This is a genomic window from Brevibacterium paucivorans (genome assembly GCF_016907735.1).
Lineage (GTDB): Bacteria > Actinomycetota > Actinomycetes > Actinomycetales > Brevibacteriaceae > Brevibacterium > Brevibacterium paucivorans.
In genome coordinates this window covers 643,289-660,408 of record NZ_JAFBCP010000001.1, presented here as the reverse complement: position 1 = coordinate 660,408, position 17,120 = coordinate 643,289, and the positions used below count along the sequence as shown (strand labels likewise).

Genomic DNA, 17,120 nt, shown 5'->3' with positions numbered 1-17,120 from the left:
CCGAAAGGACCCCCAATGACCACCCGCACTGATGTTGCACAGATGATCGATCACACGCTTCTCAAGCCTGAATCAACTCCTGAGGACTTCGCAGCGCTGGTTGAGGCCGGTAAGGAACTGGGTGTGAAGGCTGTGTGCGTGTCGCCTTCCGCGCTCCCGCTCGCTGACACCGGTGACCTGGTGGTGGCCACGGTTGTTGGTTTCCCATCCGGTGCGGTCAAGCCACAGATTAAGGCTGCCGAGGCGGCCAAGGCTGTGCGTGACGGCGCCCGTGAGATCGACATGGTGATCAACGTGGGGCAGGCAATCGCGGGAGACTTCGCCGGGGTCGAAGCTGACATCAACGGGGTAGTGACTGCCGTTGCCGAAGCGGCAAAGGACTTAGGCCTTCCGGTTGCGACCGGCCCGGAGTCAGCGACTGAAGACGCTGCAATCGTCAAGGTGATTATTGAGTCAGCAGCTTTGAGTGACGAGCAGATCGTGGGCGCGTGCGAGGCTGCTGTGCGTGCAGGAGCCCACTACGTGAAGACATCGACTGGGTTCCACCCGGCCGGTGGTGCAAGTGCTCACGCTGTCAAGCTGATGCGTTCAACTGTGGGCGATGCTCTGGGTGTGAAGGCTTCCGGTGGGATCCGTGACGCACAGGCAGCACAGTCCATGATCGAGGCTGGGGCGTCGCGCCTGGGCCTGTCAGGAAGTGCTGCCGTGCTCGACGGTTTCACGGCATAAGCACCGTGAACGGTTTAAGGGCGCTGTTTTGGTGCCCCTGGCAGGGAGGTCACCTAAACAACGCCCTTGTTTTTCTTGCAAAGGTATCTAGTCAGGGCCGTCGCAGGGAGACGATCACATAAACAATCCAAAGGCCACCGAAAAGAAGGGTAAGTAGACCACTCCAAGGAAACAATAGCTCCGCTGGTGAGCCGTATATGTTTGCGTCGCGAGACATTCCTGTAATAGTTCCGCATGCAACAAATATTGCCAAGCTTATTGCGAATGTAGCGCCCAAAACAGTGTTTGTGATGATTTTTCGCGGCATAGGCTTCCTCACTTCGGGTTGCAAGCTTGTGCGATGGTCTGGGGCAAACCCGTAGGTGTGATTTTTATCTAGGTTCTTATTTTCTTTGCCCTTTTCTACGGACTTAATGAGCGACGCTCTTGCTATTGCATGAAAAGTGCATGCAGATCACTCATACCTTGCACCGCGGTGTGCGTTAAGTGATATGCACGATTGTACGGTAAACCAACGGCGCGTCAAGGCTTCCGGTGGGATCCGTGACGCACAGGCAGCACAGTCCATGATCGAGGCTGGGGCGTCGCGCCTGGGCCTGTCAGGAAGTGCTGCCGTGCTCGACGGTTTCACGGCATAAACACGCACGTATTACTGCAGGAACTCAGCGAGGTCTGCAGTAATACGGTCCAATTTGGCGCGGGCTTCTGCAAGAGCCTGCGGGTACGTGCTCTCATCAGCCGTTTCAACGGCTTCCAGATAGCACTTGAGCTTGGGCTCTGTTCCCGACGGGCGGATCACTACGCGGTCGCCAGACTCCGTCAAGAGAGCAAAACCGGGAGTACCCGGAAGGGACTCCGAGCCTTGCGACAGGTCAACGACCTCGGTCACGGCAGACCCACCCAAATCAGTGGGAGGTGCCGACGCAAGCCGGTCCAACATCTTGTCAATGTGCTTCAGGTTGGTGACGCGGATCGTGTACGGGGCGGTGAGGAAAATACCGTCACGCACACGAATGCGCTTCAGCTCGTCGTCAACCGTGCGCCCTTGCGCGTGGAGTTCGGCAACAAGGTGAGCGATCACAACCGCGGCCGACACGCCGTCCTTATCGCGCACAACCTGAGGGTCCACGCTGTAGCCCAGAGCCTCTTCGTACCCGAATACCAGGTCGGTGCCACGGGAGATCCACTTGAAACCGGTCAGCGTGGTGCGGTGAGGGACCCCGTGGAAGTCCGCGGCCTGGGCCAATGCTCGTGACGACACGATCGAGTTGGCTACCGTCCCTGGGGTCCGTGACGCGATGAAATCGCCCAGGAGCAAACCAACTTCATCGCCGGTCAGCTGGCGGAAGGCGCCGTGGGAGTCCGGGATTGGAACGGCGATCGACACGCGGTCGGCGTCGGGGTCGTTTGCGATGACCAACTGTGCGTTTACGTCTTTTGCCGTTTCAAACGCCAGGTCAAGGGCCCCGGGTTCTTCCGGGTTAGGGAATGTGACAGTGGGGAAGTTCGGGTCGGGCTGAGCCTGTGCCTCGACCGGCGTCACGCGTGTGAACCCGGCCTGTTCAAGTGCTGCCAGCGTGGTGTCATTGCCCACGCCGTGCATCGCCGTGTGGACAATCCGCAGGTCGGCAGGCGCGTCCGACACACCCAAACGCGACCTGACCGCGGCGATGCTGGCCAGGTACTCCTTGGTGACGTCGACGCTTTCCCACCCGGACTCTGCGCGAGGAACATCCGCGACGCTCTCAACACGGGCGATGTGTGACGCGATTTGCGAATCAAACGGCACAACGATCTGTGCTCCTGCGCCGTGCGTGGCGCGTTCGTGAGCAACGTCCTCACTTGCTGCCCCAATTCCGGCGAACGCCATTCCCGGTGCCCCCGCAGTGGCGTGAGCGGCACTGGCCTGCGAAACGGTGTCAGCAAGGTACACGGCGGCCTGCGGGCGGGCCCCCAAGTACACCTTGTACCCATTGTCCCGAGGTGGGTTGTGGCTGGCCGTGACCATCACGCCAGCGTCGGCGTCGAGGTGGTTGACGGCAAACGCGAGAACCGGCGTGGGCTTGCGGGCCGGGAGCATGAGCGCACGGCCACCGGCGGCGGTGACAACGGTTGCGGTGTCGCGGGCGAAATCCTCTGAACCGTACCGGGCATCACACCCGATTACCACGGTGAAATTGTCCCCCACGGTGTCACGCAGAAACGCGGTGAGCCCGGCTGCCGCCCGGATCACCACGGCACGGTTCATCCGGTTGGGGCCACCGCCTAGCTCGCCGCGCAGACCCGCGGTCCCAAACTGCAGCATGCCAGAAAAGCGGTCGGCCAAATCATCGAGTGCCCGGGCCGACTCTTCACCCGGCTCCTGCGTCGCCTCGACCAGGTCAGTCAGCTGTTTCCGGGTCTCTGGGTCCGGGTCATCTGCGATCCACGCGCGTACGGCATCAAAGTCCACACTCATGATTCCCTCACTTCAGGATTCGACGAACAATGTCAGCCAACAACTGCGAGATCCGGGGGCCGGCCTGCTGCCCAGCCTCTAACACCTCGGCGTGGTTGAGTGGTTGTTCAGAAACACCGGCACCAAAGTTTGTCACCAGGGAAATCCCCAGGATTTCCATGCCTGCTTCGCGCGCAGCGATGGCTTCCAGGGCCGTGGACATTCCCACCAGGTCAGCGCCCATGGTGCGAGCCATGCGAACTTCGGCGGGGGTTTCGTAGTGTGGGCCACGGAACTGTGCGTACACGCCTTCGTTAAGCGTGGGGTCGATCTCTTTGGCGACAGCGCGCAACCGCGATGAGTACAGGTCGGTGAGATCCACGAACGTGGCGCCTTCCAGCGGGCTGGCGGCGGTGAGGTTGAGGTGGTCGGAGATGAGAACGGGAGTTCCCGGCGCGAAGTCCGTGTGCGTGGATCCGCACCCGTTGGTCAAAATGATGGTTTTGGCTCCCGCGGCCGCAGCTGTGCGCACCCCGTGGGCTACCGCGCGCACACCCTTGCCTTCGTAGAAGTGGGTGCGAGCTCCAAGGACAAGAGCGTGTTTGGGGCCCGCCTGCGTGTCCACTTTGATGGTGGTGAGGGTTCCGGGGTGGCCGGACACCTGTGAGGTGTGGAAGCCGGGTACCTGATCTGCCGGTGTGGAGGCTACGGGGTCGCCCAGCAACTGTGCTGCTGACCCCCATCCCGAGCCCAGTACAAGGGCGATGTCGTGGCTGTCGATTCCGGCTGCGTCGTTGAGAACCTGTGCAGCGTGCTGTGCGCTTTCAAGCGGTGAGTCGTTCGTGCTCATACCAGTGACACTAGACGAAAACGGGTGGTGTTTTCATGTGATCTTCGCAAAAACCTGCCACGTTAGGATTTAGGCATGGTTACAATCCGCCCTTTTGCTCCAGGTGATGATCTGGCGCTCAACAACATTTTGAGCGACCCCAACGACCCCGCGCACCACATGTTGCGTTCGCTTGTGCGCGAAGATTCGGACTCGGCGCCGGTGACGCGCACGGTTGTCGCCGAGGTGGCCGCCGGCGTGCTTGTGGGTGTCGCGGTGTGCGCGCAGTCGCCGGCGCACCCGCAGCGGGCGTGGTTTCACACTGAGGTAGCCCACGAATTAGACAGTGAAGAGGCCGCCGAGGTGTCCTCCCAGTTGCGTGAAAAGCTCAGTCACGCTGTTGCCGGGACGGTTCTTGAAGGGCTTCCGCTGCGTACCCGAGTGGGTGTAGGGGACGCGGATAGCTCAGGCGTGGCTGCGCGTAGCGCGGACGGTGACAGGGAGCTGTTCCGAACCCGGATCGTGCGTGTTGAGACCCTGGCATTAGGTGGTTTGGGGGCCGACCGCTTAGACGACTTTGCTGTCACCGCCACCGGTTCGGTAGAGCTGACGCGCGCGTTTTTGCAGTGGTACACCGGAGTCAACCGGGCCGACCCAGCTGCGTCCATGACGGTGGGCGAGTTCAACCGGCGGTTCCTGTCGGAGGCGACCGGCGCACACGGAGCGGCCATGTTCAAACGCGACGGGCAGGTGAGCGCATTCGCCGTGTCGTACCCGCCAGAACAGAGCGCCGAAGGCGACACCACGCAAGACACGTCCGAGGCCACTGAGCTCACCGTGGGTGTCATGGCTGATGCCGTTGAACCACGCCCGGAACGAGATGCGGCAGAGTACCAAGCCGCACTCGGTGATGCGGGAGCACTCATTGCCCGACTGTCCACGGACACCGATGTTGTGGTGGAAGTGACCAGCGAAATGCCGGTGCTCACCGAACTCATCGATGGCCTGGTGCAGGCGGGCAAAGCACACGTGCTTTACGAGTACGCCACGCTGGGAGGCGCGCCGCTCAACGCCTAGTCGCGGTTTGTCTGCACCCGCTGGCGCGCAAAGTCCACATACCAGTCCACGGTGGCAACGTCCTCGGCGGCGGTGCGGTTAATTGTGCTGGGGTCTGCTCCCTGGAAGATTTTCTTAATGGGAACTTCCATGAGCTTGCCGGTACGCGTGCGCGGAACCGCAGGAGCTTCAATGAGCTCATCGGGCACATACCGGGGCGAAATCTTGGTGCGGATCGCCTCAACAATTGCGCTCTTGAGATCCTCATCGAGCGTGTACCCGCGAGCCGGAACCACGAAAAGTGGCATGTAATAGTCGCCGTCTCCCACCTCGGCGCCAATCACCATAGAGGTGGCAACCCCGGGAACCTGGTCAACGACGTCGCAAATATCAGCCGAGCCCATACGGATACCGCCTCGGTTGATGGTGGAGTCGGAACGGCCGTGAATGATCCACGGGCCTTCCGGCAACTGGGTGGCCCAGTCGCCGTGGCGCCACACGCCGGGGAAGTCCGCGAAATAGGCGTCGTGGTATTTGCTGCCGTCCGGGTCGGTCCAGAACATGACCGGCATGTTGGGCAGTGGCTGCGTGAACACGAGCTCACCTACCTCGCCGATCACGGATTCGCCCTGTGCGTTAAACGCGTGCGCATCAACGCCCAGCACCTTGCCCTGGAGTTCGTTGACGTACACAGGGTCGAATGGGTTGGCACCCAGGATGCCCGAACAAATGTCCGTTCCACCCGAGCTGGAACCCAGCTGGAAATCGTGTTTGACCTGCTCATATGCCCACCTCCACGTGGAACCGGGAAGAGTGGACCCGGTGGACATGATGTGTTCCAGGTGAGGCAACTTGTAGCTTTCCGACGGGTTGATGCCGGCCTTTTCGATGAGCGACAAAAGCGCGGCCCCGGTTCCGATCTGGGTGACGTTTTCGCTTTCCGCAATGTCGAAAAGGCGAGCGGGCGACGGGTAGGCTGGGGAACCGTCGTACGTGATGGTGGTGGAGCCCACGGCCAGCACGTTCACCATGAGGTTCCACACCATCCACGTGGTGGCCACTGCGAAGTACAAGCGGGTGTTTTCGTCCGACCCGTTGTGCAGGCCAACCATCTTGTACACGTCCAGAACGATTCCGCCGTGCCCGTGCACAATTCCTTTGGGCTTACCCGTTGTGCCCGAGGAGTACAGGATCCACAGCGGGTGGGAGAACTCGACGGGTTCGTATACGGGGTCTTGTGGGGTGGCGGTGAGTTCGGAAAAGCGGTGATGCGTGACCGAGGTGGTAGTGCCCGTGCTTTCCTGTCCGGGGAGGTCTGTGTACGTGTCTGGGTGGGAGTCGCGGTGACGGTCGATGAGGATGTGGTGCTTTACCGAGGGGAGTACGCTGAGTGTGGATTCGATCTGGGGGAGCATGTTCCGGTATGTGCCGTTGAAGTCGAACCCGTCAACCGTGAGAAGGACTTTGGGCTCAATCTGGGCAAAGCGGTCAGCGATCCCGCTTTCGCCAAAGTCGGTGTTGACCACCGACCACACGGCACCCACGGTGGCCGAGGCAAGCAGTGCGATGATGGTTTCAGCAATGTTGGGGAGTACGGCGGCCACGCGGTCACCGGGGCGAACGCCCATGTCACGCAGTGCTGCGGCCAGTGCGCCAACTTTTCCGTTGAGTTCTTTCCACGTGTAGCTTTCGCGTGGGTCGGATTCGTGGAGGGCAACCACGGCTTCGCGGTCTGGCATGGTGTGGACGTGACGTAGCAGGTTTTGCGCATAGTTCACGCTGGCGCCGGGGAACCATGTGGTTTTTTCGATTGAGTCACCCGTGCGTACGGGCCCGTCGCCACGGGTACCGACGACGTCGAAGTACTCCCAGATGCTTTCCCAAAAGTCGTCGAGGTTGTCGACTGACCACTGGTGAAGTTCGGCGAACCCGGTGGTGTGAACTCCCTTTTTGTCAGCCAGCCACTGCTGATACTTATACATGGGGGATTGGCGGATACGTTCTTCACTGGGCTGCCACAGCTTTTCACGAGTGGTCATCTGATCCTCCGTTGGATTCGTAACGTGCGTCACGCTACATCATGCCCGATCAATCGTTCGGTTTTCTACTGGAGGGTGGGATGTGGACGGGTACGCGCACATTCGCGTGGACGAACCACGCGCATGAGTCGTGCGGTGGAATGAACGGAAGGTCGCGAGCTACGTGCCCCAGCTCCTGTGGTGAACGCGCTCCAACAATCAGCATGGGGCCGCGGTTGCGAGCCTGCGCAAGTGGCGAGCCAAACCCAGGCATGTGATCAAGAGGCGCAGCAACCACCGTGAGCGATCCAAACTGCCAGGAATCTTCATGCGCTCGCGGAACCACGACCGTGCCAACTGGCAAATGCTCGGATAAACCGCCAAGAAGCGGTGCGGTTGCGTGTTCTGGGCCTAACACGTTGAGGACGGGCCCCGTCGCCGGATCCCAGTACACCGCATTGCCCAGAGGGCTCGCCCCGACCAAGATTCCGGTACCCACATCGGGAATACCCACATCAGGAACTGGCTGGTCGACAAACGGGACGTTGGTGGAGATCTGTGCGTCGACCCCGTCAGAAGCTGCGATCGACGGGGAGGACAGGAGACCTCGGCCGGGGTCCTTCATACCCGCAAACCGGGCGGGCTTCACGCCATAGAAAACAGCGTCTTCAGCCACGGCCGGTGGGAACGTCAGACGGGTTGAAGCTCGCGTCGCCACTGCTGAAGCCACCCCACGCCGGCCTGTCACCAGGGCAAACGGTCTATGTGCCAGCACTAAGTCCAGCCTGGCGCGGTGCGTGGGGGAGAACAGGTCGTCCGAGTCGTCCACCGCAACAAACACGGGGTGTGAACTGGGAAGTGACTCCAGCAGGCTCAGTGCGGCTTCGTGCATCCACTCCGTGTTCGCGTACACATGGGCTGCGGGCATGGACGTTCCCGCCCGTCCGAACCCCACCACCACGTGCGTGTCACTCGCGTGGCCGGCCAGTACGTGGAGAGCGTGGGTTTTTCCGCACCTCGGCCCTCCGCTGATGAGCACCGCCCCGTCCCGGTCTGGCTGGTAGGACCACGGGGTAAGTCCCGCCGAGGTGTCAAAAACCGCGCTGGCTGTTCCGTCGAAGGTGCGTGGCAGTGGGGGTGGGACGATGGTGTGCGGTTGGGGGTGTGTGTCATCGGCGGAGCCCGGGCTTGGCACTTGAGACGAGCCGGTTTCGTACCCCTCAAGTGGCGCTTCCGTTTCTGACGCGTCCGCAGTGTCGGCCGGGCGCCAACGTATGACGGCCGGTTCCGGTGTGCCCGTGTGCGCCGACCGGAACAAAGTGAGCCCGTGCGGGGTCGAGATGAGTCCCAGGCCGGGTGCGCTCGCGTCTAGGAGGGCGGCGTCGGGGGAGTCGATGACGTCGTTTGAGTCCTGTGCGTCCCTCACACGCAGGCACACGCGCACCGCAATGTTCGACTTCATACGCGCCGTCACTACCCCGGACGGCCGTTGGGTGGCCAGTACCGCGTGGATCCCCAGGGACCGCCCTAAGGCTGTGAGCTGTTCCAGGATCTCCACGCTTTCCGGGATCTGATGGACTAGGGCTTGAAACTCATCGATGACCGTGACGATCCGGGGGAGTGGTGCGTTGTTTTCGTTATATGTGGCCAGATCGCTCACTCCGGCACGTGCGAACAGTTCTTCGCGGCGTGTGACTTCCGCCAGAATGTACCTCAGCGCCCGTAGCCCTAGGAATGTATCCAGGTTTGAGACAACCGTGTCGGTGTGCGGCAGGTCTTGCAAGGGCGCAAACGCAGCCCCACCCTTGAAATCAACCAGAACAAACCGGACCTCTTCAGGCGTGAGCACAGTGGCCAACGACTGAATCCACGCGCTTAAAAACACCGACTTCCCACTGCCTGTTGTCCCCGCAACAAGCGCGTGCGGCCCGTGGGCAAACAGGTCAAGAAACACGGCACCCTTCTCGCTCACCCCAATCGGGACGGCGCCACGCGGATCGACGGATACGGCGCGGGTCAGTTCTGCGATACTCATGGACTCCAACGCGACGGGCCCAGTTCCCGAAATCTCACCCAGCACCCGCACAAACCTGTGCGCGGGCATACACCTGGGAGCGAGCGAACCTGGCATCGGGCCGGCCCCTACCGGCGGTGGGCAATGGATGCTGGCCGTCACCGAATCCGGGCAGTCCACAATCCAGGTGTCGGCCACCTCGGCGGGGGTGAACCGGATGGTGTCACCCCAGGTGACGTTTATGACCGGCCCCGAGGTGGGCGTCCCCACCCGCAGGAACTCCGGCCCATCTGGAGGTGGGTCAAAAACCACAGCCGCGCCGTACGCACGGAGCATGACGATGATTCCGCGGGCGACCTCGGGAGCGGACTCACCACACACCACAAGTTCAGTACGTTCCAGATCTACCGTGACAATCTGGTTGTTGGACACCAGGTGCGTGTGACCGTCGCGGGTGATCCCAGGGACGGTGACGCGGGCGGCCACGCGGTCAAACGGCGGTTCGTAGTCCGGAGGCGCCTTCACCGTGGCTCCCACGCAACACGTCCCAACACCCACAGGGATTCTGGACAGCGAGAACGGACGTTGGTTCTCAGCGCGTGCGGCCCGGGCGCGGTTGGTGTGGATATCTGATTCGAACTGCTCGATCGCCCGCGAAAACTCGTGCAGCGCGTGGGCGAGGTCGCGGGCATACCGGCGCCGACTGCTCCACCACGTCACCCCGGCGCTCACGGGGCCGGCAACGCTGAACAGCAAGAACCACCACATGTGGGTGACGAGCATGAGCACCACGCCCAGCACAATCGGGATCGCGTAGTGCGCCATGTGTGGCGCGTGCGGGGCGGTGACTCGTGGGGCGGTTGGCCAGGTGAGCGGTTCCGGCGGGGTGGTGCGGTCGCGTGGGTCGTTTGTCCCGAGGTGGGTGGCACCGTGCGTGGTGAGTGCGGCTGCTGGGGCTGGGGTGACGGGGGCAGGGGCGCGGCTCATATGCGGATCGAACAGTTGAAGGGCCGCTTCAGGTGATCTGCCCACGGTGAAGTCGGGGTGTGTCCACGGGACGCAAAACCCGGAGTCAGGGCCGGCCAGCACAGAGACCGACTTTTGTTCGACCTCGGGCACGGCGTGACAGGTGAGGCCGGTCGCATGTTCAATCACTGTGACCGGGCTTCGCGTACACCATTCGAACCACTGTTCGTTTGGCGTGGGAGCAGCGCGGGCGAAATTGCGCACGGTGAAGGCGCTGGGCGTCTCGATGCCACGATTGGTCATGAGCGCAGTCAACACGTCGACAGCCGTGGCGTACCCCGGTGCTTCGACGTGCAGGGATGACAGGGAGTCACCCTGCACAACATGAACGATCGTGCTGTACATGTTCGCCATGATGTACGGTCACGGGCCGTGGTTCCAGACCCTGGTTGCGGGGTGTGGATAACCGGGTTTTGTCCACATCGTGAGTGGCAGGTAGTCGCAGGGCTTGTGGGCAAAAGTGCGCGGTGGTGGAGGGGGCGTTGCTGGAAGAAGTAGCGGCCGAGGTGGGAGACGGCTACCGAAGGGCGCCCCGGGCTTTTGTCGTTGAGGTCAGTTCGATGCCTTTTGGAACAAAAGGCGAGATCAGGATGGGTTTGTAGCGGGCATGCGCAGTGACGTGAACGTTGCGCGAATCTGCAATATGTGCGCTTACTCGAATGCGTGCGAGGTTAGACGGGGGACTGATACGAGCCACATGCTGGTTCGCTTTCTTCTCGATTCCGTGGGCGTCGAAAACGAACGTGGGTTTGCCTCCGGGCACTGGCTGGTAGCTTTCCACAGCTGCAAGGGCAGCTGAATCGGCAATCGCGTACAGCTTGCGGTGTGCCATGTAGTAGTCGGTGATGATGGTAATGACGGTGACCAAGGCAAGGACGATGACGCAGAACCCAACGGCAAGGGGCGTGACCGAACCAGACTCACGGTGCGCCGACGATGCTATGCGTGATCTCATGATGACCTCCTGTGGGTGCGACGATGTCGGTGTGCGAAGCGGTAACCGTGATGCGCCCGGCTGTTTCACTGTTGAAGACGAACGGAATCCCAGGAAGAGCCACCCGAGTTTCCACATGAGCCGTGACCGTTGAACCTGGGGTGTTGCACTTCTCTGAACAGGAAAACTTCACGTGGTGGGGAGTTCCGTTGAGCCCAAAATCATCCAGGTGCAGGGACGCGGTGGCGTTGGCGCGCGTATGTGCAGTGTCGGGGTGCCTGGAAGCGTAACGGGCCGCATCGATCGCGATGGCTTGCGTGGCGTATGTGCCTGCCTGGAGAACACTGATTGCCATGACGATATATACGACAGGCACCAAGAGCACTACCGAAGCAAATATGAACTCAATAGCTGCAGTGCCAGAGTCGGCCCTGTTGACGCACAGGGCCTTGAACCGTTTCGTCACGCCAATCATGCGCACTGTTCCTTGCTGCTTAGGGTTCATACACAGGTTCAACGAACGCGCGTCCCTGTCTGGTCATGAGGCCGGTGGGTCCCCACATTCCAATCACAGGCACGGCAGTTGTTACCTCGACGACGGCTACGTCATCGCCATGAAAACTGTCGTAGCCCACGTTGATTGGGCCCGCGTAGCGTTCGCCTAGGGAACTCACAATCAGAGTTCGGGTCACGTCGCGTGCGTCGTCAGCGTTGCCGTCACCCATCGCAAGTACGCGGGCGCCAGCCACGGCAGCATCTGTGACAGTGTTGCGCACGTGAATAGTTAGGCACACTTGCAACACACCTGCGAACACTAACGACAGAAGAGCCGCGACAAACACAAACTCGGCTACAGCCGAACCACGATCCGACTTCAGACACATGAGGGAACTACCCGGCCGGGAACTACCCTGCGTTGCGCACCTTGTTCATCGAATCATTGAAGAAATTCGTAAACGCTTCGCCGGCCAGCGCCCACAGGGCGACCACTAATGCCGCTGTCATGACCGTAATCAACACCCAACCGGGCACATCGCCGCGGTCTGAGCGTCGGTAACGGGCACCTCGGGGGCGGGGACGGGGAGTAAACGCGAGTAGAAGGGTGGACATAAACGTGTAGAAGCGAACAAACACAGCTCCTCCTTGAGCTAAAGACCTACATTGAGAACGGCCAACGATGGATACACAGCGAACAGGACAGTAATAGGAAGGACAAAAAGCACTACAGGGACAAGCATCCCTACTTCTTTCTTGCCCGAAAGCTCCATGAGTTTGCGACGACCCTCCTCTCGAACATCGGCAGCTTGAGCGCGTAACACTTCAGACAGGGGCGTGCCACGCGACAATGCGATGGCCAGCCCGTCGACGAACTGGATGAGGCTCTGGATATTGGTGCGACGTGCCATCGCATCAAGTGCTTCGACTAAGGATGTGCCGGTGCGTGCCTGAGCCAAAGCGATTCGCAATTCGTCGCTGAGCTCACCCTTAGCGGTTTGGCACACGCGGTTCAGTGCGTCAACCGTGCCCTCACCAGCGGTTATGGACAGCGCAAGCAGCTCAGCAATGGTGGGAAACTCCGCCAGAATGCGCTCTTCACGTTTCTTGACGGCCTGAGTGAGGAGCCAGTCGTTAAGAAAATGGCCACACACTCCGCTGAGAACGATCAGAACAACACACACCAGCGGGTTGAACCCGCGAGCCAAACTGATCACTGTGCTCATGAGCGCGCCTGCCACTAAACCGGCAATGATGAGCAGAACCTGGCGGGCTCGGAAACTGTCGATCGTGTGAGTCGGCCCCAGTTTTGACAAGCGAAGAGTGACGGACGCGTCGGTGGTCATGCGGGAGTTTAGCCAGTGGAGAGCACGGGTGAAGTAATGACGGGCCAAACCACCAAACCCAGTCTCGGTAGGGGCGGTGAGGTGGTACTTTTCCTCCGCCGCTTGCGTCGTGCGCAGGTAGGGGCCAATGCGGTCCTCTAAGCGTGGGCGACGCATCACGGGTAAGGACAGCACAAGGAACGTCAGGGACAGCCCTACCGACAGGCCGAGTGATCCAATGACAAGCGGGTGATCCAGCGTCATCATCGCAAAACCCGTGCTTCTTCAGGCAATCGGCCGATCCGCTTCATGACGCTGTAGGCACACAGCGAAATGACCAAACCCACCACCAGCAGAATGGTGCCTTGGGCGGTGTTATATGCGTCGGCGGTTTCCGGGCGGGTGGCAAGAAGTCCCAGCACCACCCACGGTGCGGCCACACCCAGCTTGGCTCCCGTCACGGTCCACGATTGGCGTGCGGTCAGTTCAGCCCGCGTGCGAGCATCCTCTCGCAGGAACTGGCTGAGCGTTTTGAGCATGGCACCCAAGTCCGTGCCACCCACTTCGCGCGTGATACGTAACGCCGCCACCATGCGGTCAGCAACGGGATCAGCAGCCGACTCCTTAAACCGGTTGAGGGCCACACTAAACGAACCCGTGGCGCGGTACTCACGGGCGAAGACCTCGAACAGGGGCCGCAACGCAACCGGACCGCGGGCACTCAATCCGCATACCGCCTCGGGCAGGGAAAGCCCCGCACGCACCCCGGAACTTAAGTGGTCGATTGCTTCCGGCCACAAAGTGCGGCGGGATACCGACGTTTTACGTGCCCGGAACTTCACGATCTGATACGGCGCGACCGTTGCGAAAAAACCAAAACACACGGCAATGGGCAACGCGGGCGAAAACACGTATGTCACCATGGCAACCACCAGCCCGCACCCCACGCACACCGTGAACAGTTGCGCGGGACTTACCCGGTGGAGGCCAGCGGCCCGAAGCTGATCGCGCGTGCGCAGGATAAAAGCTGGAGGGGATTTCTTCTGGGCAGGCGTCTCCCACATGGACCACCATAAGCAGAACAGGCCAGCCCCCAGAGTGAGGCCACACAGTGCACCCGTCAACGACGTGGTCATGCCGCCTCCAGGATGTGGTGGATGTCTTTGCCAACCCGGGCAAAGCGTTCGCCGAGGTGGGTAAACCCTGTGCCGCGAACTAACGTCCCGCGATTGGACGTGTGGAAAACGGTTTCGAGTTCGACTGTGTTGTTTTCGATTCCGCCGGGGATGGCGGCGATTTCGTCGACCCGGCGGGTGCCTGACGGGTCGAGTTTGACGTGGACAATTAAGTCAATGCACGTTGCGACCGTGGGGGTCACGAAGGCCGAACCAATGTTGGGGCCTGCGAGAAGCGGGAGGGTACACATCTTGGTGACCGCGGCGCGCGCCGAGTTTGCATGCAAGGTGCCCAGGGCGGGGAGCCCACTGTTGGCGGCGACGAGGAGGTCGAAACTTTCGGCTTCACGAACCTCGCCCACAATGATTCGGGAAGGGCGCATGCGGAGCGCTTCCTTCACCAGTTTGCGCAAGGTCACCTCGCCGGCACCCTCAAGCGAGGGCTGGCGACACTGAAGCGCAACCCAGTCTCGGGTTGGCAGGGACAGTTCGAACACTTCTTCGCACGTGATAACGCGCTCGCGGGCAGGAATCGAACCAGCTAGAGCGTTGAGCATGGTGGTCTTACCCGCCTGGGTTGCGCCAGAAACGATGATGTTGGCGCCGGCGATCACGGCTGCGTCGAGGAACTCGGCAGCGGCTGGGGTGACGGTACCGTTTTCTACCAGGTCTCTGAGAGACCGTGTGCGAGAAATGAACTTGCGGATGTTGACGCTGGGGTACTTGCGCGTGATGTCGGGGAGGACCACGTGGAGGCGTGAACCGTCAGGCAGGCTGGCATCAACAAATGGGCTGGACAGGTCTACGCGTCGCCCAGTTGTGCGAAGCATTCGTTCGATGAGGTCGTAGATGTCTGTTTCGGTGAGGATGGTGGTGGTGAGTTCGGAAACGCCTCGCCGGCTGATGAAAACACCTTGTGGCCCGTTGATCCAGATCTCTTCAACGTCTGGGTCGTCGAGGTACTTCTGCAAGGTTCCGAAACCCGCAACGTCGTCGAGAATGCTTTTAAACGCTTCGTCTGGGTCCGACAGCACGGGGAGGTTTCCCTTCAGTGTGCGTTCGTCGTAGTCAGCGATGACAGCTTTGATGACGTCGCGTGAAGCGGCGGTATCTATTCGGGGATCTATTCCAGTTGCGCGAATTCGGTCACGCACTTCCGAAGTGATGATGTCGACAGCGTCCATGATGTCTCCAACCGGATGTACGGGTGCTCAACAATTTAGCCCGCTGGGCGCTGAATGGGAATAGCCTCAACAAAATCTGTGGATAACTTTTTGCGGGGCTGTGCCATGAAGTCGTGACGCGAAGTGGGCGCTGGGTTGTGTTTGTGGCGTGGTTGGGCGAGTGGAATCGCGTGGGGTGGGGTGAAGTAGAGTAGAAGCACTATGGCCATTGACTTTCCTAGCGAGATCGCTTCACTGCAACAAACGTTTGCCTCGATTCGTGAAGTGTCTGACGTTGAACAGCTGAAGTCTGAAGTTGCGGAGCTCACCGAGGCCGCCGCCGCTCCAGACCTGTGGGACGACCCCGATGTTGCGCAAGCCATCACTTCTAAACTCAGCCACAAGCAGGGCACGTTGGAGAAGCTTCAGAAGTTCGACCAACGCATTGAAGATGTTGAGCTTTTGGTGTCGATGGGTGAGGACGAAGGCGACGAAGACGCTTTGAAAGAGGCGGCCTCGGAAGTCCAGAAACTCAAATCTGAGCTGGCCGCGCTGGAGATCTCGACACTTCTGTCTGGCGAGTTCGATGAGCGTTCGGCTGTGATTACGGTTCGATCGGGTGCCGGTGGTGACGACGCGACTGACTGGGCGCAGATGCTCATTCGCATGTACATCCGCTGGGCTGAAAACCGTGGCTACAAGGTTGAAGAGCTGGACACGTCGTATGCGGAAGGCGCGGGCGTAAAGTCGGCGACCATCCAGGTGAACGCGCCGTATGCGTATGGGACGCTGTCGGTTGAAGCGGGAACGCACCGGCTTGTTCGCATTTCGCCCTTCGATAACCAGGGGCGCCGCCAGACATCCTTTGCCGCTGTTGAAGTGGTCCCTCTGATCGAGCAGACTGACCACATCGATATCGACGAAAACGACCTCCGCATTGACGTGTTCCGGTCCTCGGGGCCCGGTGGTCAGTCGGTGAACACGACGGACTCGGCGGTGCGTATTACGCACATCCCAACCGGAGTTGTCGTGTCGATGCAGAACGAGAAGTCCCAGATCCAGAACCGCGCCGCCGCGATGCGCGTTCTGCAGTCGCGCCTGTTGCAGCTGAAGCGAGAAGAGGAAGAAGCGCAGAAGAAGGACCTGGCTGGTGACATTAAGGCCAGCTGGGGCGACCAGATGCGGTCGTATGTCACGCACCCGTATCAGATGGTGAAGGACTTGCGTACGGGTTATGAAGTGAATAATCCGCAGGCGGTGTTTGACGGGGATATTGACGGCTTCTTAGAGGCTGGTATCCGCTGGCGTAAGGAAGAAGAGAAGGCGGCCGAGGCGGCAGCCAACCAGCCGTGAGTCTCACCTGGTGCGGGCGCTGGTAAGATATTCATCTTGTGCCTGCAAGGAATGTGAGAGGAGGGCTGGCGCGTGGCAAAAGAAACCGGTAAGAAGACGATTGCGAAGAACCGCAAGGCACGTCACGACTACCACATTGAAGACACGTATGAGGCTGGTCTTGTTCTCACGGGTACTGAGGTGAAGTCGTTGCGTGAGGGGCGAGCTTCGCTCACGGACGGGTTCGCCCTGATTTTCCAGGGTGAAGCGTGGTTGGAAAACGTTTACATTCCTGAGTATTTGCAGGGCTCGTGGACGAATCACTCTGCGCGCAGGAAGCGGAAGCTGCTTCTGCACAAGGCCGAGATTCTGAAGATTTCACACAAGCTGAAGGAGTCGGGTAGGACTCTGGTTCCGTTGGAGCTGTACTTCGATGGCTCGCGTGTGAAGGTGGAGATCGCTGTGGCCCGAGGTAAGAAGGACTGGGACAAGCGACAGACTCTGCGTGAGAAGCAGGATCAGCGCGAGGCGCAGCGTGCGATGTCCCTCCGCCGGAATATGTAAAAACGCAAAAATAGTGGGGATGA

General features: G+C 60.6%; 15 protein-coding genes and 1 pseudogene. 5 read left to right on the top strand and 11 right to left on the bottom strand.

Annotation, left to right across the window (positions count from 1 at the left end; translation table 11 throughout):
* Window positions 1-15: 15 nt before the first annotated feature.
* Together deoC and JOE56_RS03100 are read left to right on the top strand one after the other, a co-directional pair.
* Window positions 16-729, top strand: a complete 714-nt coding sequence (deoC, locus tag JOE56_RS03105; protein ID WP_204514781.1) for a 2-deoxyribose-5-phosphate aldolase — start codon at window positions 16-18, stop codon at window positions 727-729.
* Window positions 730-1,250: 521 nt separating this feature from the next.
* Window positions 1,251-1,367 (top strand): annotated as a pseudogene (locus tag JOE56_RS03100) (2-deoxyribose-5-phosphate aldolase); the annotation flags it as partial.
* 11 nt (window positions 1,368-1,378) lie between these two features.
* Here JOE56_RS03100 and JOE56_RS03095 read toward each other — a convergent pair.
* Both JOE56_RS03095 and JOE56_RS03090 read right to left on the bottom strand, forming a co-directional pair.
* Window positions 1,379-3,187, bottom strand: coding sequence for a phospho-sugar mutase (locus JOE56_RS03095; RefSeq protein WP_204514780.1), 1,809 nt, complete (start codon window positions 3,185-3,187; stop codon window positions 1,379-1,381).
* A gap of 7 nt (window positions 3,188-3,194) precedes the next feature.
* Window positions 3,195-4,016: a purine-nucleoside phosphorylase gene (locus JOE56_RS03090; protein WP_204514779.1), complete on the bottom strand. Its 822-nt coding sequence runs from the start codon at window positions 4,014-4,016 to the stop codon at window positions 3,195-3,197.
* Between the two features lie 75 nt (window positions 4,017-4,091).
* Here JOE56_RS03090 and JOE56_RS03085 point away from each other — a divergent pair, with 75 nt between their 5' ends.
* Complete coding sequence (locus tag JOE56_RS03085) at window positions 4,092-5,072, top strand: histone acetyltransferase (RefSeq protein ID WP_204514778.1); 981 nt, start codon at window positions 4,092-4,094, stop codon at window positions 5,070-5,072.
* On the opposite strand, the gene JOE56_RS03080 is transcribed toward JOE56_RS03085, so the two are convergent.
* The 9 genes from JOE56_RS03080 to JOE56_RS03040 all read right to left on the bottom strand — a co-directional run bounded on the left by JOE56_RS03080 (window position 5,069) and on the right by JOE56_RS03040 (window position 15,222).
* On the bottom strand, window positions 5,069-7,090 hold the full coding sequence (locus JOE56_RS03080) for an acetoacetate--CoA ligase (RefSeq protein WP_204514777.1): 2,022 nt from the start codon (window positions 7,088-7,090) through the stop codon (window positions 5,069-5,071). The two genes, JOE56_RS03085 and JOE56_RS03080, sit on opposite strands and share 4 nt — an antisense overlap.
* 49 nt (window positions 7,091-7,139) lie before the next feature.
* Window positions 7,140-10,454 carry an FtsK/SpoIIIE domain-containing protein gene (locus JOE56_RS03075; RefSeq protein WP_204514776.1) on the bottom strand — a complete coding sequence of 1,105 codons (3,315 nt, stop codon included), beginning with the start codon at window positions 10,452-10,454 and terminating at the stop codon, window positions 7,140-7,142.
* A 172-nt stretch (window positions 10,455-10,626) separates the two neighbouring features.
* Complete coding sequence (locus JOE56_RS03070; protein WP_204514775.1) at window positions 10,627-11,064, bottom strand: pilus assembly protein TadG-related protein; 438 nt, start codon at window positions 11,062-11,064, stop codon at window positions 10,627-10,629.
* Complete coding sequence (locus JOE56_RS03065; protein WP_204514774.1) at window positions 11,030-11,518, bottom strand: TadE/TadG family type IV pilus assembly protein; 489 nt, start codon at window positions 11,516-11,518, stop codon at window positions 11,030-11,032. The genes JOE56_RS03070 and JOE56_RS03065 overlap by 35 nt, the downstream gene beginning before the upstream one ends.
* A gap of 19 nt (window positions 11,519-11,537) precedes the next feature.
* Entirely contained in the window at window positions 11,538-11,927 is a 390-nt protein-coding gene (locus tag JOE56_RS03060; protein ID WP_204514773.1) for a TadE family protein, read from the bottom strand.
* A gap of 22 nt (window positions 11,928-11,949) precedes the next feature.
* Window positions 11,950-12,177, bottom strand: coding sequence for a hypothetical protein (locus JOE56_RS03055; RefSeq protein WP_102239209.1), 228 nt, complete (start codon window positions 12,175-12,177; stop codon window positions 11,950-11,952).
* Between the two features lie 14 nt (window positions 12,178-12,191).
* Window positions 12,192-13,130: a type II secretion system F family protein gene (locus JOE56_RS03050; RefSeq protein WP_204514772.1), complete on the bottom strand. Its 939-nt coding sequence runs from the start codon at window positions 13,128-13,130 to the stop codon at window positions 12,192-12,194.
* A complete protein-coding gene (locus tag JOE56_RS03045; RefSeq protein WP_204514771.1) occupies window positions 13,127-13,999 on the bottom strand; it encodes a type II secretion system F family protein in 873 nt (290 codons plus the stop codon). The genes JOE56_RS03050 and JOE56_RS03045 overlap by 4 nt, the downstream gene beginning before the upstream one ends.
* The gene (locus tag JOE56_RS03040) at window positions 13,996-15,222 is read right to left on the bottom strand and encodes a TadA family conjugal transfer-associated ATPase (protein WP_204514770.1); all 1,227 of its coding nucleotides are present in this window, start codon (window positions 15,220-15,222) and stop codon (window positions 13,996-13,998) included. The genes JOE56_RS03045 and JOE56_RS03040 overlap by 4 nt, the downstream gene beginning before the upstream one ends.
* A 201-nt stretch (window positions 15,223-15,423) precedes the next feature.
* On the opposite strand from JOE56_RS03040, the gene prfB reads away from it, so the two are divergent.
* A complete protein-coding gene (gene prfB / locus JOE56_RS03035; protein WP_204514769.1) occupies window positions 15,424-16,554 on the top strand; it encodes a peptide chain release factor 2 in 1,131 nt (376 codons plus the stop codon).
* A gap of 72 nt (window positions 16,555-16,626) precedes the next feature.
* Window positions 16,627-17,097, top strand: a complete 471-nt coding sequence (gene smpB, locus JOE56_RS03030; protein WP_102239214.1) for an SsrA-binding protein SmpB — start codon at window positions 16,627-16,629, stop codon at window positions 17,095-17,097.
* The last annotated feature ends 23 nt before the right edge of the window (window positions 17,098-17,120 follow it).

What these genes read in the sequence shown, in the direction of transcription:
- deoC (WP_204514781.1), top strand. Translation starts at nt 16, where the DNA reads ATGACCACCCGCACTGATGTTGCACAGATGATCGATCACACGCTTCTC.
- JOE56_RS03095 (WP_204514780.1), bottom strand. Translation starts at nt 3,187, where the DNA reads ATGAGTGTGGACTTTGATGCCGTACGCGCGTGGATCGCAGATGACCCG.
- JOE56_RS03090 (WP_204514779.1), bottom strand. Translation starts at nt 4,016, where the DNA reads ATGAGCACGAACGACTCACCGCTTGAAAGCGCACAGCACGCTGCACAG.
- JOE56_RS03085 (WP_204514778.1), top strand. Translation starts at nt 4,092, where the DNA reads ATGGTTACAATCCGCCCTTTTGCTCCAGGTGATGATCTGGCGCTCAAC.
- JOE56_RS03080 (WP_204514777.1), bottom strand. Translation starts at nt 7,090, where the DNA reads ATGACCACTCGTGAAAAGCTGTGGCAGCCCAGTGAAGAACGTATCCGC.
- JOE56_RS03075 (WP_204514776.1), bottom strand. Translation starts at nt 10,454, where the DNA reads ATGTACAGCACGATCGTTCATGTTGTGCAGGGTGACTCCCTGTCATCC.
- JOE56_RS03070 (WP_204514775.1), bottom strand. Translation starts at nt 11,064, where the DNA reads ATGAGATCACGCATAGCATCGTCGGCGCACCGTGAGTCTGGTTCGGTC.
- JOE56_RS03065 (WP_204514774.1), bottom strand. Translation starts at nt 11,518, where the DNA reads ATGATTGGCGTGACGAAACGGTTCAAGGCCCTGTGCGTCAACAGGGCC.
- JOE56_RS03060 (WP_204514773.1), bottom strand. Translation starts at nt 11,927, where the DNA reads ATGTGTCTGAAGTCGGATCGTGGTTCGGCTGTAGCCGAGTTTGTGTTT.
- JOE56_RS03050 (WP_204514772.1), bottom strand. Translation starts at nt 13,130, where the DNA reads ATGATGACGCTGGATCACCCGCTTGTCATTGGATCACTCGGCCTGTCG.
- JOE56_RS03045 (WP_204514771.1), bottom strand. Translation starts at nt 13,999, where the DNA reads ATGACCACGTCGTTGACGGGTGCACTGTGTGGCCTCACTCTGGGGGCT.
- JOE56_RS03040 (WP_204514770.1), bottom strand. Translation starts at nt 15,222, where the DNA reads ATGGACGCTGTCGACATCATCACTTCGGAAGTGCGTGACCGAATTCGC.
- prfB (WP_204514769.1), top strand. Translation starts at nt 15,424, where the DNA reads ATGGCCATTGACTTTCCTAGCGAGATCGCTTCACTGCAACAAACGTTT.